A 15,542-nucleotide genomic window follows, 5' to 3' on the forward strand; every position below is an offset into this window, starting at 1 on the left:
GCCCATTCTTCGTCGCTGACATCGGATGGGTAAGGTTTGCGGTTTTCCATGGGGCTTGGATTTTACCGCTATGGGATAGTTCAGAACAGGCTCTAGGTAAGTTTGTGCTTTTATTTTTTTGAGCTCATGGCATATCGCCAGATAAAAATATGTCTCTGCAAGCGATTGCGTATAATTGCGAGAGGAGGCTTGAACATGACGTTCCAGAGCAGCCATCAGTTTTTCATACGCCTCTTGTGCTGACTCTTCTTTTTTTTGAGTAAGCAGCATACAGGCATAGTTCACCAGTGTTTCAACATGTACGGCTTTACCCTCCAAAGCTATACCAAAATGGTATTTTGCCACTCCGTAATTTTTGCATTGGTACTTGAAGCTGGCATACTCTCCATGGTTCTTTTCACCTTCTTTTAGCTTGAGTGCTTGAGCGTATAACTCTGAAGCATAGTCGAGATTATTTCGCCGGTAAGTCATAAAGCCAGCAAGGTTAATATGGGCAGCACTAGAGTCAGGGTGATTTTCTAAACAGCGCCGATAATAAGACTCTGCTTGATCATATTTCTTTCTACTAAAATCTAAAAACTCGGCAATTTCTGTGAGTGAGTCTAGCGTGTTATCTTGTTCAGCTGCTTGTTTGTATAAAACTTCGGCTTCATCATGGCGCGCCGAGTGTTGACTTAAGAATTTAGCAAAGCGCATCAACAGTACACTATTAGCAGATAGTAAACTATGTGCTCGCCTATAGTACTTTTCCTTTTCATTGTCTGGAAGTGCGCATGAGTCCAGGTCCTGCATAAAATAGAGTACGAACCCTTTTTGATTGAATCGTTTTAACGCTGTTAGATACTGTTCAAGTTGAGTAGTGATATCAGGCTCGGATCTGATTTTTTGGACAACATCTCCCCAATCTTGCTCGATGCCATGAGTTTTATTTAATTCAATTTTTGGGTTTTTTATGGGGTTCTTATTTAGCTTTACTTGCTTTTCCAAAGAGACTGCATTGTTGTCTTCATGGGGTTGTGGCTTTATGCCTTGGTCGGCTATACCGTACCCCAAGTCAGCCCAGCTATTTTGATAGCGTTCTTTTTGGTCTTTTGCACGCTCGTCGATATCTTGTATTAACCTGCGGATGCTTATGTGCTCAGGCATTAACGCTTGACCAAGCTTTATCATAAAATCGTCGAATGATTCAATAGCAACAAAAACCCCTTTGTGCTTACTGATTACATCGTAAATATCTCTGTTTTTAGGTTTTTCACTTGCCCGGTGATAGCACCAATATACTGTACCATTAATTTGATCTGCTGATTTCAAGAAATCTATTAATCCATTATCATTTCCCCCATAACCAAGCACGAGAGGGGTATAGTGCTGAAATAGCTGGGTAAGGCTATTTTTCCACCCTAGATCCATAGCGTTGACACTTTGAGTATCGTTTTTGGGCTGTAAATATAGGTCACGGTGAATTTTTGCTACCAATGCACGAGACAGCGGCGGCCGGGCAAAATGGGCCAAAGTTTCGTGGCCAACAATCAATGGCTGACGCTGTGCATGAATTGCCATGGCATCGGCTACCAGGTTGTCAAAATTGGTGGTGACCACTACGTTGTGTCGAGTTTTATCCAAGATTTTCGCTAGGACGGAATAGCCGATGTTGGGTTTGGCATCTCGCATGGCTTCTTCTAATGCTGCAAAACCTGAAGCGTGATCTCTAAAACGCAGGTCAAAAATCTTTGGGTAGTAGTTTGCAGCATCCTCCAAAGTAAAATCATGGTTGCCGAAAGTAATGCGGGCCCACTCCTCTAGGCTGCACGTGATATTGTATTGTTCGCGTCTATAAGATTCTTTCAGCCATTTTTCCGCCAAGTAACCACCTGCGGGAATTTTTGAGCTGACCGAAGCCCCTGCTCCTAAAATAAATGCCAGTCTCCTGTCTGTCCGATATTGATGCAATTGTTGCATCTCCTCTAGTAAACCGGCCTCGGTCCATTCATATAGTATTTTTTCACTCATTATTTTAAGCTCTATTTCTTAGAAGATTTTTACAAAAACTCAGTGGTCAAACGGCAAAGCAACAAGCGCGCACCAGCCAGCCACACCCATGTCTCGGCAATCTGCGACAGTCGATCGTGATGCATGATCAAACGACGCGACCGCTCGATCCAGGCATGGCTGTGTTCCACCACCCAGCGCTTGGGCTGTACGACAAACCCCTGCGCGTCCGCCTCAACGGTGAACAGGTCCGCTTGCTTGTCGTTTACCCAGCGTCCAACGTTGCGATTTGCCGGATGACGCACCACCTGTGCCCGGATGTTATGGCAGTGCGAGATCAGTTGTGCACATTTCCCCGCATAAGCGGAATCTACGAATAAAGTCTTAATCGTCGAATACTTAGCCACCATCTTGCTCACCACCGGAGATGCGCCATCACGATCCTGCACACTGGCGGCGGTCACGCTCACCGCCAGCAGCAGGCCCAGGGTGTCCACAACCAGATGGCGCTTGCGTCCTTTGACTTTCTTGCCCGCATCAAAGCCAGTGTCTCCGCCCTGTGGTGAGCTGCGCGTGGATTGCGAGTCCAGCACGGCGGCGGTCGGTTCATCGTTGCGCTTGACGCGTTCTCGCCATAGCGCGCGCAAGCGATCATGCATCTGTTCGAATTTGCCTTGCTCGCTCCAGCGCCGAAAGGTGCGGTAGACGTTCTGCCAGCGTGGAAAGTCCGACGGCAGCATCCGCTATGAGCATCCGGTGCGCACCACGTAGCAGCAGGCGTCCACCAGCTTGCGGCGGCTGATGGTGGGCGGCAGGCCACGCCCACCGGGGTTTTCAAACAGATCACGCACCAACGCCCACTCGGCGGCGGTCAGGCAACTGGAGTAGTCTTGCTCCGGTTCCTGCCGTCGATGCGCCTTGGTATAGCCGTAGCGACGCGCGTTGAGTTTGCGCTCGACGCAAACGGCCTGCTCGCTGGGCACGCGCTGAATGCCGAGCTTGCGCAAGGTTTTAACGATGGTCTGCTCATGCACATCAATGCCGGTGCGCCGCTTGAACTCGTGGCGGACTTCACTCAGCGTGGCGGTGCGGTCTGATTCGACGATGGCCACAAGCTGCGTGGCGTCGTCTGCCTGAATTTTTGCTGGGCGCCCTATTTTGACCATGTGACTTGCTCTCTTCGTCGTTAGGAGCAAATTTACATGCTTTGTAGACACCCTCTAAATGATAAAACAGAGTATCCGTCACCCCACCGGGCAACAGGTCGTTTGTCTTATCCGCCCCCCCCAACTCAGGCGACAGTATCGTCGCTGCTGGCGGGGGCGGTGCTGTCCGCGGTGCCGGCATCGCCTGGCGCTTCGCTGGTGCGCAGCGGGGAGATGGTCATGCCTTCGGCCTTGCCTGCTTCCACGGCATAGACAAACAGTTTGATCAGTTCGGCCAGGGTGCCGACTTCCAGTTTGTCGAACATGCTGGCGCGGTGGGCTTCGATGGTGCGTGGCGACAGGCCCAGGCGGCTGCCGATTTCTTTGCTGGACAGGCCTTCGGTGACCAGTTGCAGCACTTCCAGCTCGCGGCTGGACAGGCGGGCCAGGCGCATTTCGGCTTCTTGGGTACGTGCGGTTTTTTCGTGGGTCTGGATGCAGTGGCGCAGCGCCTTGCGCACGGCCTCCATCAGCAGTTCGCCGTCGATCGGCTTGGTGATGAAATCACTGGCGCCGGCCTTGAAGGCGCGGGTGCACTGCGCCACGTCGCCGTGGCCGGTGATGAAGATGATGGGCAAGGCCACGCCGGCGCCTTCGAGTTCGGCTTGCAGTTCCAGGCCGGTGGTGCCAGGCATGCGGATGTCCAGCACCAGGCAGGCGATCTGGTTGGGGATGAACGCGGCCAGAAACTCCAGCGCGGACGGGAAGGCCATCACTTTCAGGCCGGCGCTGCGGATCAGCAGGCTGACCGAATCCAGCACGGCCGGATCGTCGTCAACCACATACACAATCGGGTCAAAGTTGGGCGTTGGCGTCATGAGACAAAGGTTCCTTTTCACACAGAGCAGCCGAGCTTGGCTGCGCGTTTTGCAGCGGCAAGGTAATGCGGAAACTGCCGCCGCCTTCGGGCTGGTTGCGCCCGGAGATATGGCCTTGATGCGATTCGATGATCGACTGGCAGATGGTCAGCCCCAAACCCATGCCATGTGGCTTGGTGGTGCTGAACGGGGTAAACAGTTTGCTGAGCATGGTGTCGGGAATGCCCGGGCCATTGTCCACCACTTTCAGGCAGGCCAGTTCGGCAGTGGCGCCGGTTTCCAGGCGGATTTGCCGTGGTTGTGGCTTGTGCCTGAGCGCGTCGATGGCATTGGTCAGCAGGTTGAGGGTGACTTGCTCGATCTGGATGCTGTCGCCTTCCACTGGCGGCAGGTCTTCCTTGAGATTGAGCAGGATTTCAATGCCATGTTCGCGCAAGGCGTGCTCGGCCAGCATCAGCGTGTTGCGCACGATCTGATTCAGGCTGATGGCTTCGCGCCGGGCCGGCTGTTTGGAGACAAACGCACGCAGCCGGGTGATGATTTCGCCTGCCCGATGTGCCTGGTTGGCGGTGCTGTGCATGGCGCTGCGGATCAGCTCCAGATCGGGATAGTCGTCGTCCAGCATACGCAGGCAGGCCTGGTTGTAGCTGACGATGGCCGACAGCGGCTGGTTGAGCTCGTGGGCAATGCCGGAGGCCATTTCACCCATGGTGTTGAGCCGGGCCACATGCGCCAGTTTTTCTTCGTGCTCGCGCAGGCGCTTCTGGCTGGTGGTGAGCCGGTCGCGAATTTTATTGTGGGCACTGCCCAGATAGCGAAAGGTGATCAGCGCGCCGGCGTGCAGGTGCTGGCGTGAGGGCAGCGGCGAGATATTGCCCTCGATCAACAGGCTTTGCCCGTCCTTGCGCAGCAAGGAGGTGTTTTCCGGCAGTTCGACCGGGCGGCGGAATTTCAGGCTTTCGTTGACCGGGTTGTCCTGCATATGTTGCGACATTTCAAAATGCAGACGAAATACGGCAAACACCGACTGGCCAATCACTTGCTCGGGAGGTGTTTGCAGCAGCGTGGCAGCCATCGGGTTGAGATAGTCGATGCGCCCGGCGCTGTCGATGCGGATCACGCCGTCGTGGATATGCTGCAAGGTCATGGCGGCCATTTCGCGTTCGCGTTGCAGCGATTCGTTGGCTTCCATGCCTTGCTGGCGCGAGCGGCGGCGCTGGCTGAGCATCACCATGGCAAAGCCCACCGCCATGCCCAGAGTCAGGCCCAGATAGACCAGCGGCTGCAGGTTGAGGTCGCCGCCGCGCAGTTGATAATCCAGCTTGATCAAAAACGGCTGGGCGGTGCTGCTGACGGGTTGTTCGAAGTGAAAGCGCGGCAGCCAGGTGCTTTCCCAGGCCGGAGCGGGCGTCATCGGCGCGCGGAAAAACATATTGTCAAAAGCCCGATCCACCCGTGGGTAAAACACCACGCTGATGTCGTGGGCGTGGCTATTGGCCAGCGGAATATCTGCCAGCAGCCGGTCGTGGCGCAACAGGATGCCGACAAAAGCCTGGCGCGGTTCACCACCGCGTGTGCCATGCTGTTGCACGGCCTTGACCAGCAAATAACCACGGCCATTGTCGGGCAGGGCAAATGGCGCGGTGGATTCCATGTGACCAAATTGCTCGGCGGCGCGCAGGGTTTCGCTGTGCTGGCCATCGGCATTGATGTCCATGCCCAACTGGCTGTTCTGGCCATCCTGCTGGGGTTCGATCATCACGATGGGATGGTAGAGGCTGCGCGGACGCACTGGCCGCCATCCTTGCGGCTGGTCAGTTGCCGGCTCTTTGAGCTGAAAATCAAAAAGCCCGCGTTGCTTCATGCGCTGAACGAAGGCCGGGGCCTGCTCGCGCGAAACCTCTTCAAAAAACTGGATGCTGTAAATATGCGGATAGCGCTGCATCAACTGCTGGGTAAAGCGCTGCACGTCCTGCATGCCCAGTTGTGACTGGGTGCGCATCAAGAGCTCCAGCGACAGCATCACCGACTCGTTTTGTTCCATGCGCTGCGACACGGTTTGCGCATAGGCGCTGGCACGCTGGCGGAACAAGGCATGCTGGCGGGTGTACTCGCTGTTCAGCCAGTACAAGGTCATGATGATGAAACCGACGCACCACAGCACCACGCCCAGCCGCCAAGGGCTGATTGCGCGGGTTGCCATATGTGGGCCAGCAAGGGGTTTCATCCGGTCAGCGCATTCATCAGAAAGGAGTTTGCCGGGCTGTACCGCCCGGTCAGGCCAACAGCATGCCAGCCAGGCGAAAGCCTTGCTGGTGCTGAGTGGATCACTTCAGTATGTTGGCATGTCTGCGGCCATGCCACAAGGGGGAATCCACCAACATGGGCATGAAGTTTCCCGAGGGCGGACAAATGTGCAAGATAGGTGTCAGCAATGCCCACGCAGAATGTGGACAGGCACACCGGGCACGACACAGCTGGATGCTTTCATGCTGTCGTCACCCGGTTTACTGGACAGAAATGCCTTAGGGATTATTCGGTAATCGGCGCAATCAGAATTTCCACCCGACGATTCAGCCGGCGACCTTCTTCGGTCATATTGCTGGCGCGCGGCTCAAAGCGGCCACGACCCACCACGCTCATGCGCTCCGGAATCACGCCCTTGCCAGCCAGATAATTGGACACCGCCATGGCGCGGTTTTCTGACAGCGGCTTGTTGATGGCGTCGCTGCCCTGATTGTCGGTGTGGCCAGAAATCGCCAGGGTGGTTTTCGGGTATTTGGTCAGCGTGTTGGCAATCTTGTTCAGCGTCGGATAAAAGCCGGACTTGATGCTGTAGCTGTTGGTGTCAAACGCGGTGGTCGAGGTCATGGTGACCTTGATCGACTTGTCGCTGTATTGCTGGATGATGATATTGCCGGCCTGCACTTCGCTGGCCAGGTTGGTATCCAGATCACGCTTTTGCTGATCCATGTAGTAGCCGACAGCCGAGCCGGCCAGCGCGCCGCCCACGGCGCCGATCAGCGCGCCCTTGCCACGGTTTTTGTGGTTGATCGCCGCGCCAGCGGCCGCGCCGCCCAGGGTGCCCAAGATGGCGCCCTTTTGCGTATTGCTCATGCCGTCCCAGCCGGTGTTGGCGCAGCCGCTGACAGCCAGGGTGATGGCCAGTCCGGCCAGCAGGGTTTTTTTCATGGTGGTGTCTCCATGTGGGCCGGCGCCAGGGCCGGCAAATTCAGTAAGCTGGTGAAAGCGCGTCAGATCGGGCCAAACAGCGCGCTGAGCGCCGCGCCGGGGTCAGCCTGGCGCATAAAGGCCTCGCCCACCAAAAAGGTATTGACCTGATTGGCGCGCATGCGGGCCACGTCCTCGGCCGTGGCGATGCCGCTTTCGGTAACGGCGATGCGCTCGGCGCCAATGGCCGGCAGCAGGTCCAGCGTGGTGTCCAGGCTGACGCTGAAGGTGCGCAGATTGCGGTTGTTCACCCCAATCAGCGGGGTGGCCAGGGTCAAGGCGGCGTCCAGTTCTTCAGCATTGTGCACTTCCACCAAGACCGCCAGGCCAAGTTCTTGGGCCTGTTGCTCAAACTCACGCATTTGCGCTGCGCTTAAGGCAGCGGCGATCAGCAGAATGCAATCGGCGCCCATGGCGCGGGCTTCGACGATCTGATACGGGTCAACAATAAAATCCTTGCGCAGCACCGGCAGCGCGCAGGCGGCGCGGGCGGCTTGCAGATAGGCCGGGCAGCCCTGAAAGTAATCGCGGTCGGTCAGCACCGACAGGCAGGCGGCGCCGTGGGCGGCGTAGCTGGCGGCGATGGCGGCCGGGTCGAAGTCAGCGCGAATCACGCCCTTGCTCGGGCTGGCTTTTTTCACTTCGGCAATCACCGCCGGCAGGCCGGCGGCCAGCTTGGCGCGGATGGCGCCCACAAAATCGCGGCTGGGCGCGGCGTCGCGCGCGGCGGCGGCCAGTTCCGCCAGCGGGGTGAGCGCTTGCTGGGCGGCCACTTCGCGGTGTTTGGTGGCGATGATGGTGTTCAGAATATCGGACATGAGCAAAGCATCCAGTCAGTGCGGAACATGGGGGGCAAAAAAATCCAGCAGGCGCTGCGGCAGCCAGTCCAGCCGGCCGGGAAAGCCGCCGCTGGCAAAGCCGACATGGCCGCCTTCGGCGGGGAATTCCAGCGTGACCGCCGCGCTGGCTTGGTCGGGGCCGGGCAGCGCTGTGGCCGGCAAAAACGGGTCGTTGCGGGCGTTGAGCACCAGGGTGGGCCGGGCAATCTGGCGCAGCCAGGGCTTGGCCGAGGCGCGCGCCCAATAATCTTCTACGCCGGCAAAGCCGTGCAGCGGCGCGGTGACGGCGTCGTCAAACTCGCGCAGCGTGCGGCTGGCCTGCGCGCGGCGCACGTCAATCAGGCCGGGATGCCGGCGCGCAGTGGCCAGGCTGGCCGGCTTGAGCGTGCGCAAAAACATGCGGGTGTACAGCTGGCGCGCCAGGCCGCGCTCCAGCATGCGGCCGGCGGCGGCCAAATCCAGCGGGGCGGACACCGCCGCCGCTGCGCACAGCGGCGCGCTGGCGCCAGCCTCGCCCAGGTGCTTGAGCAGCATATTGCCGCCCAGCGACACCCCCACCGCGCACACGGGCCGGCCTTCGCTGGCCAGCCGCGCCAGCAGCCAGGCCACTTCGGCGGAATCTCCCGCGTGGTAGGCGCGCGGCAGGGTGTTCACCGCGCCGCCGCAGCCGCGAAAATGGCTGACCACGCCATGCCAGCCGCGCGCCTGTGCGGCGCGCATCAGCGCGCGGGCGTAATGGCTGTCGCTGCCGCCTTCCAGGCCGTGCAGCAGCCACAGCAGCGGCATGCCCTGGCGGCCGGGCAGGCGGTCCACGGTGATTTCGCCGCCATCCGGCGTGGCCCAGCGCTCGCGCTGGTAGGCCGGCCGCGCGCCGCCCAGGCACAGCGCCGGGTAGATGGTCTGGCTGTGGCCGTCGGGCAGCCAGGCCGGCGCGCGGTAGGCGGACGGGTGCAGCGTGGCGCTCACCGTGGCCTCAGGCCGGGCGCTGGGCGGATTTCGGGCGGAAGGCTTTCACCACCGCCGGGTCGGTGTCGATCCACGGCGCGCCGATCAAATCCAGGCAGTAGGGCACGGCGGCAAAAATGCCGGGCACTTTCACCTGGCCGTCAGCGTCGCGCAGGCCTTCCAGCGTTTCGGCAATCGCCTTGGGCTGGCCGGGCAGGTTCAGAATCAGCGCCTGTTTGCGGATCACCCCCACCTGGCGCGACAAAATCGCCGTCGGCACAAAGGCCAGGCTGATTTGGCGCATTTGCTCGCCAAAACCGGGCATCACCCGGTCGGCCACCGCCAGGGTGGCTTCCGGGGTGACATCGCGCGGCGCCGGGCCGGTGCCGCCCGTGGTCAGCACCAGTTGGCAGCCTTGGTAGTCCACCAGGTCAATCAGGGTGGATTCGATCTCGTCCTGCTCGTCGGCAATCAGGCGGGCTTCAAACTCCAGCGGCGTGGTCACCGTGCGCTTGAGCCAGTCGCGCAGCGCCGGCAGGCCTTTGTCTTCGTACACGCCCTGGCTGGCGCGGTCGCTGATCGACACCAGGCCGATTTTGAGTGTCTGGTTCATGCTCAGTCCTCGTGCGCGTCCTCATCCGTCTGAGCGGCCGGCGCGCCGGCAGGGCGGCCCGGCTCGGGGATGATGTCTTTGAGCATTTTGAAAATCACCCGGTAAGATTTGGGCGGCTTGTTGTCGGCCTGTTCGCGGCGGGCGTTGCGGATATGGGTGCGCAGGGTTTGCACGTCCAGGCCGGGGTGTTCGGCCAGCAGCGCGTCCAGGGCTTTGTCTTCCGCCAGCAGGCGGTCGCGCCAGCGCTCCAGCCGGTGCAGCCAGCCGGTGTGTTGGTCGGATTCGCCGCGCAGCACCGCCAGCCGGGCCTCGATCGGCTCGGCGTCCACGCTGCGCATCAGCTTGCCGATGTATTGCAGTTGCCGGCGCAGTGCGCCGTGCGCGTTCAGGCGCTTGTATTCGCGGATGGCTTCACGCAGCTCGTCCGGGATGGGCATGGTTTTCAGCGTGTCGGTGGATAAGCCGGCGAGGGTTTTGCCCAGGTCTTGCAGGGCGTCCATCTCGCGCTTTTTTTGCGACTTGCTGATCAGCGTGTCTTCTGGCTGTTGGGGTTGGATCGAAGTGGTCATGGCGCTTGGGGAAAAAACTAAGACTGGTATGATACAGGAAGCCTGCCCGCTCTTGCGGCTGACGCGCTTGCGGGTGTTTTTCATTTCATTGTGACTGTGACCATGACCGAATCCGCCAGCTCCTTGAATTACTGCCAAGCCCAACTCGCCGACCTTGCCACCCAGGTGCTGGATCTGGCCCGCCGCCATGGCGCCACCGCTGCCGAGGCGGAAGTGTCCGAAGGCGTCGGCCAGGCCGTGTCGGTGCGGCTGGGTGAAGTGGAAACCATCGAATACACCGGCGACAAAGGCGTGGGCGTCACCGTGTATCTGGGCCAGAGCAAGGGCCACGCCAGCAGCTCGGATTTTTCTGCCGCCGCGCTGGAAGACACGGTGAAAGCCGCCATCAATATCGCCCGCTTCACCGCTGCCGACCCGTTTGCCGGCCTGGCCGACCCGGATCGGCTGGCGACCGAATTCCCGGATTTGTCGCTGTGTCATCCGTGGTCACTGTCCGTCGAAGACGCCATCGAGCTGGCGCGCGCCACCGAGGCGGCCGGCCAGGCGGTGGACGCGCGGGTGAACAACTCCGAAGGCGCCAGCGTCAACACCAACCTCAGCCAGTTTGTCTACGCCAACAGCCACGGCTTTTGCCACGGCCAGCAAGGCAGCCGCCACAGCCTGTCCACCACGCTGATCGCCCAGCAGGATGGCGATATGCAGCGCGACTACTGGTATAGCAGCGCCCGCCACCCGCAAGATTTGCTCAGCGCCGCCGAAGTGGGCCGGGTGGCCGGCGAGCGCGCGGTGCGCCGCCTGGGCGCGCGCCGGGTGAAAACCGGCCAGTATCCGGTGCTGTTCGAAGCGCCGCTGGCCGCCGGGCTGATTGGCCATTTTGTCTCGGCAGTCAGCGGCGGCGCGCTGTACCGCAAAATGAGCTTTTTGGTGGATTCGCTCGGCCAGCAGGTGTTTTCGCCGCTGGTGCACATCGACGAAGACCCGTTCATCCCGCGCGGCATCGCCTCGGGCGCGTTTGACAACGAAGGCGTGGCCACCTGCGCGCGCACCCTGGTGGCCGATGGCGTGGCGCAGGGGTATTTCCTGTCGTCCTACTCGGCGCGCAAGCTGGGCATGGCCAGCACCGGCCATGCTGGCGGCTGTCACAACCTGCTGGTGCGCGACAGCGGCGAAGACTTTGCCGCCCTGCTGCAAAAATTGGGCACGGGTTTGCTGGTCACCGAGCTGCTGGGGCACGGCGTGAACACCGTCACTGGCGATTACTCGCGCGGCGCGGCGGGCTTTTGGGTGGAAAACGGCGTGCTGGCCTACCCGGTGGAAGAAATCACCATCGCCGGCAACCTCAAGGACATGTTCCGCGACATCATCGCCATCGGCAGCGACCAGCTGGTGCGCGGCGCCACCCGCTGCGGCTCCATCCTGCTGTCGCGCATGACGGTGGCCGGCGAATGATCCCGGCCGACGCGCCGGGTCAGCCGGCCTACTGGCGCGACGCCTGCGCCGCGCTGGCGGCCGACCCGGTGATGGCGCAGCTGATCGCCCGTTATCCCGAGGCGCAGCTGAGCTCGCGCGGCGAGCCGTTTGTCACCCTGGTGCGGGCGATTGTCGGCCAGCAGATTTCCACCCGCGCCGCCGATGCAGTGTGGGCGCGGCTGCTGGCCGTCGTGCCGCAGCTGTCGCCCGAGGCGCTGCTGGCCCACGCGCCGGACGCGCTACGCGCGGTGGGGCTGTCGGCGCGCAAAGTGGAATACGCCCACGACCTGGCCCGGCATTTTGCCGAAGGGCGCATCGACCCGGCACGCTTTCAGGCGCTGGACGACGAAACCCTGATTGCCGAGCTGGTCGCTGTGCGCGGCATCGGCCGCTGGACGGCCGAGATGTTTTTGATTTTCAACCAATTGCGCGCCGATGTCTGGCCGGTGGACGACATCGGCCTGCAACGCGCAGTCAGCCGCCATTACCTGGCCGGCGATACTCCCACGCCAAAAGCCCTGCGCGCCTTTGGCCAGCGCTTTGCGCCGTGGCGCACGGTGGCCACCTGGTATTTGTGGCGCAGCCTGGACCCGGAGACGGTGTTGTATTAAGCGGTGCGTGGGGTCCGCCTGACGTTGTTGCGCGGCCTTGCCGTGTCCGCACACACCGCAGTACTGAGTTGTGCAAGCTGGGCCAAGCCACCACAGCGACCGTCTGTGGCCAGAAAAGGGCGATGACTTCGTCTTTGTTTCTTTGCATAATCATCCTCCCAGCGTGCGTGATCACGCATCACACGGGAACCCAGGGAGACGGATTTCACTCCCAATCCAGGCGGCCAGATATGTGTGATGGCAAAGATTCGCCATCGCGCATGTCGCTTAAGCCGCGCTTATGGGTAGAATCCCGGAAAAAATCCGAATCACACGCGGCGTTGTCGCCGTCTCTGGGTGGGCAACACCCGATAGCAAGGAATTCTCGATCGTGATGCATTACCGTTTGCCCTCGCAGCGTCGGGTCTATCTGGCCCTGTTTGTCGTCTGTGTCGCCGCGATGGCGTTTGCACTTTACGCCCAGCATGGCTTGGGGCTGGAGCCGTGCCCGCTGTGCATCTTCCAGCGCGTGGCGGTGATCGCCGTCGGCCTGGTGGCCTTGCTGGCTGCCTGGCGCAACCCGGTGTACCGGGCTGGCCAAGCCGGGTTTGCCGGGCTGACCTTGCTGGCGGCGCTGGGCGGCGCGGGTGTGGCGGCCTGGCATGTCAAATTGCAGTTGTTCACCCCGGCCGACAAAATCCCCGCCTGCGGCCCCGGCCTGGACTACATGCTGGAAACCATGCCGTTTACCGATATGCTGGCCAAGGTGTTTCGCGGCAGCGGCGAATGCGCGGAAATCAACTGGCGCTTGCTGGGCCAGCCGATGCCGGTGTGGTCGCTGGCCAGCTTTGTGGCCATGGCGCTGCTGGCGCTGTGGTTATTGCGCCGCCGCGCCTGAGGCATCACGTTAAGAGCCGCTAGCTGGAGCAACTCACGCTAAGCGTCTGCGCCCAGTGCGGCGGCAGCGCGGCCAGGTCCGCGTTGGCGGGGTGTTCGCGGTAGGGGTCGGCCAGAGCGGCGCGCAGCCGCTCAATCGGTTGATAATCGCCCTGCTGCGCGGCCTGAATGGCCTGCTCGGCCAGGTGATTGCGCAGCACATAGGCTGGATTCACCGCGCGCATGGCGCTGGCGCGGACGTCGTCGTCCTGGCCGTCCTCGCGCAGCCGCGCGGTGTAGCGAGCGCGCCAGGCATCGAACGCGGCGCGGTCGATAAACAAATCGCGCGCGCCCAGCGGGTCGCCGCCATCGGCGCGCACCGCGCACAAGCGCCGCCAGGTCAGCGTGTAATCCGCACGCGCCTCGGCCATGACATCCAGCAAATCGGTCAATAAGCCCCAGTCGCTGTCGCGCCAGGCCAGCAGGCCCAGCTTGGCGCACATGCGCTCGGCCAGCGCGGTTTCGTACTCTGCCTGATAGCCTTCCAGCGCCGCCAGCAACTCGGGCTCGCGGATCAGCGGCCACAGCGCCGCGGCCAGCCTTTGCAGATTCCATTGCACGATATAGGGCTGACGGCGGTAGCTGTAGCGGCCGTGGTGGTCAGAGTGGTTGCAGATGTGTTCCGGGTCAAAACCATCCAGAAAGCCAAACGGGCCGTAGTCCAGCGTCAGGCCGAGGATAGACATATTGTCGGTATTGAGCACGCCGTGGCAAAAGCCCACCGCCTGCCAATCGGCCACCAGCCGGGCGCTGGCGGCAATCACCTCGGTAAACCAGGCCAGATAGGGCTGGGGCGCGTCGCGGCAGTGGGCAAAATGCGCGGCAATCACATGGTCGGCCAGCTGGCGCAGCGCGTCCGGGCGGTTGCCGTGGCAAAAATGCTCAAACATGCCAAAGCGCACAAAGCTGGGCGCCACGCGGGTGACCACGGCGGCGGTTTCCCAGCTTTCGCGCTGCACCGGCGTGCGCGAGGCCACCAGCGCCAGCGCCCGGCTGGTGGGAATGCCCAGCCCGGCCATGGCTTCTGAACACAAAAATTCACGAATTGACGAGCGCAGCACGGCGCGGCCGTCGCCCATGCGCGAAAACGGCGTCAGCCCGCCGCCCTTGATTTGCACTTCATACCGCTGGCCATCGCGGCCCTGGCGCTCGCCCAGCAGCAGCGCGCGGCCATCGCCCAACTGGCCGGCCCACACGCCAAACTGGTGGCCGGAATACGCGGTGGCCAGCGCCGGATGCGCGGCGGGCGGGCGCTGGCCGGCCAGCACGGCCAGGCTGGCGTCGTTAAAGTCGGTGGCGGGGTTCAAGCCCAGCAGTTGGGCGCAATCCGGGCTGATGGCCGCCCAGTGCGGGGCGTCCAGCGGTTGCGGGGCAACCACACGGTAAAAAATCGGCGGCAGGGCGGCGTAACGGGGGCTGAACAGCCCGGTTTCGATCGGGGACATGGCAGGTCGTGCGAGTGGGGGGATGGCTTACTATAGCAGTAAGCGCCGCGCACAAAACCCTTCTGTGGTGAGGGGATGGCGTGGTCTGGCGGGCTATTCTGGCCGTCCGCCGGGCAGATAACGGCAGCCAGACGGCCAAGTGAGTACCGTGTGCACGGTACTGGCGCTACTCATCACACTCAACGCAGCACACGCCGGGCCAGCCGCGCGGCGTAGTGCGGCAAGGCCACACAACCACGGCAGAAAGCTTAACCGCCGGGTCAGTGATGCCGGGTGCCGCTCAGGTGTTTGCGTGCATGCTTGACCGCGCGCATCGAGGCAGCAGACATATTGGTACAGGCAAACTGATTAACCTGGCGGGTGGCCTTGGACATGGATTCATAAGCACAGCCACCGACAGCGACGGCAGATTCCAGCGCGTCGCGGCTGGGGCCGGTGAGCGGGCTTTTATCCAGCTGCTTGACCAGATCGCGGTTCATGCTGGACACCAGGCGTTCGGACAGCATCATCAGGTCGTTGCCGGCCTGCACCTGGGCAATCAGCAAGGATTGGGTGGCCTGCATCGGGCCATCCAGCCGGGTGTCTTCGGCGGCATTGGCCAGCGGCGTGGCGCTGGCATTGAGCTGCGCCGGACGGCAGGCTTCCACCCATTGCCGACAGACATCAAACTGGGCTTCGACCAGTCGGCGCTGGTTTTGCGCGAGAACGTCGACCAGCGCCGTCATGGCTTGCGTCAGATGGGTGAACAGCATGTGGGTTCTCCGTGCCGATGGCGGGACCGGTGCTCAGTGAAGCGGCGCGCCCGGGTTGACTTGACCAGAAAAAACGCCGTGCGCTTTTTGCCTTGGCTGGCAAACAGTCTGCACTGCGTAACATTACGGCCAGTTTACCC

The 15,542-nt window shown here is 61.3% G+C and carries 13 protein-coding genes and 1 pseudogene; 3 read left to right on the plus strand and 11 right to left on the minus strand.

The window, feature by feature from the left end; genetic code table 11:
* From DFR34_RS16915 to yjgA, 9 genes and pseudogenes are all read right to left on the minus strand, one after another.
* The coding region (locus tag DFR34_RS16915) for an SIR2 family protein (RefSeq protein WP_146215133.1) at nucleotides 1–2,010 on the minus strand (2,010 nt) is incomplete at its 3' end.
* A gap of 29 nt (nucleotides 2,011–2,039) precedes the next feature.
* Nucleotides 2,040–3,155, minus strand: a pseudogene (locus DFR34_RS11800) (IS5 family transposase).
* A gap of 125 nt (nucleotides 3,156–3,280) precedes the next feature.
* Entirely contained in the window at nucleotides 3,281–4,012 is a 732-nt protein-coding gene (locus DFR34_RS11805) for a response regulator transcription factor (RefSeq protein WP_110391364.1), read from the minus strand.
* Nucleotides 3,990–6,215 (minus strand): ATP-binding protein, encoded by a 2,226-nt coding sequence (locus tag DFR34_RS11810; protein ID WP_158281806.1) that lies wholly within the window; start codon nucleotides 6,213–6,215, stop codon nucleotides 3,990–3,992. The genes DFR34_RS11805 and DFR34_RS11810 overlap by 23 nt, the downstream gene beginning before the upstream one ends.
* A gap of 329 nt (nucleotides 6,216–6,544) precedes the next feature.
* A complete protein-coding gene (locus DFR34_RS11815) occupies nucleotides 6,545–7,204 on the minus strand; it encodes a YiaD family glycine zipper/OmpA-like lipoprotein (protein WP_110391366.1) in 660 nt (219 codons plus the stop codon).
* 62 nt (nucleotides 7,205–7,266) lie between these two features.
* Nucleotides 7,267–8,061, minus strand: coding sequence for an indole-3-glycerol phosphate synthase TrpC (gene trpC, locus DFR34_RS11820; RefSeq protein WP_110391367.1), 795 nt, complete (start codon nucleotides 8,059–8,061; stop codon nucleotides 7,267–7,269).
* 15 nt (nucleotides 8,062–8,076) lie between these two features.
* Nucleotides 8,077–9,036, minus strand: coding sequence for a YheT family hydrolase (locus DFR34_RS11825; RefSeq protein ID WP_110391420.1), 960 nt, complete (start codon nucleotides 9,034–9,036; stop codon nucleotides 8,077–8,079).
* Nucleotides 9,037–9,055: 19 nt separating this feature from the next.
* Nucleotides 9,056–9,640 carry a molybdopterin adenylyltransferase gene (gene mog / locus DFR34_RS11830; RefSeq protein ID WP_110391368.1) on the minus strand — a complete coding sequence of 195 codons (585 nt, stop codon included), beginning with the start codon at nucleotides 9,638–9,640 and terminating at the stop codon, nucleotides 9,056–9,058.
* A 2-nt stretch (nucleotides 9,641–9,642) separates the two neighbouring features.
* Nucleotides 9,643–10,209 carry a ribosome biogenesis factor YjgA gene (gene yjgA / locus DFR34_RS11835; RefSeq protein ID WP_110391369.1) on the minus strand — a complete coding sequence of 189 codons (567 nt, stop codon included), beginning with the start codon at nucleotides 10,207–10,209 and terminating at the stop codon, nucleotides 9,643–9,645.
* A 102-nt stretch (nucleotides 10,210–10,311) separates the two neighbouring features.
* Here yjgA and pmbA point away from each other — a divergent pair, with 102 nt between their 5' ends.
* The 3 genes from pmbA (at nucleotide 10,312) to DFR34_RS11850 (ending at nucleotide 13,167) form a co-directional block, all read left to right on the plus strand.
* Nucleotides 10,312–11,658, plus strand: a complete 1,347-nt coding sequence (pmbA, locus tag DFR34_RS11840) for a metalloprotease PmbA (protein WP_110391370.1) — start codon at nucleotides 10,312–10,314, stop codon at nucleotides 11,656–11,658.
* Entirely contained in the window at nucleotides 11,655–12,290 is a 636-nt protein-coding gene (locus DFR34_RS11845; RefSeq protein WP_110391371.1) for a DNA-3-methyladenine glycosylase family protein, read from the plus strand. Before pmbA ends, DFR34_RS11845 begins: the two co-directional genes overlap by 4 nt.
* A gap of 373 nt (nucleotides 12,291–12,663) precedes the next feature.
* Entirely contained in the window at nucleotides 12,664–13,167 is a 504-nt protein-coding gene (locus tag DFR34_RS11850) for a disulfide bond formation protein B (protein WP_110391372.1), read from the plus strand.
* Nucleotides 13,168–13,186: 19 nt separating this feature from the next.
* Here DFR34_RS11850 and DFR34_RS11855 read toward each other — a convergent pair whose 3' ends face one another.
* Both DFR34_RS11855 and DFR34_RS11860 read right to left on the minus strand, forming a co-directional pair.
* Nucleotides 13,187–14,650, minus strand: a complete 1,464-nt coding sequence (locus DFR34_RS11855; protein ID WP_110391373.1) for a protein adenylyltransferase SelO — start codon at nucleotides 14,648–14,650, stop codon at nucleotides 13,187–13,189.
* Nucleotides 14,651–14,910: 260 nt separating this feature from the next.
* Nucleotides 14,911–15,402 carry a hypothetical protein gene (locus DFR34_RS11860; RefSeq protein ID WP_110391374.1) on the minus strand — a complete coding sequence of 164 codons (492 nt, stop codon included), beginning with the start codon at nucleotides 15,400–15,402 and terminating at the stop codon, nucleotides 14,911–14,913.
* Nucleotides 15,403–15,542: the final 140 nt, after the last annotated feature.

It is taken from the genome of Rivihabitans pingtungensis (genome assembly GCF_003201855.1).
Classification (GTDB): domain Bacteria; phylum Pseudomonadota; class Gammaproteobacteria; order Burkholderiales; family Aquaspirillaceae; genus Rivihabitans; species Rivihabitans pingtungensis.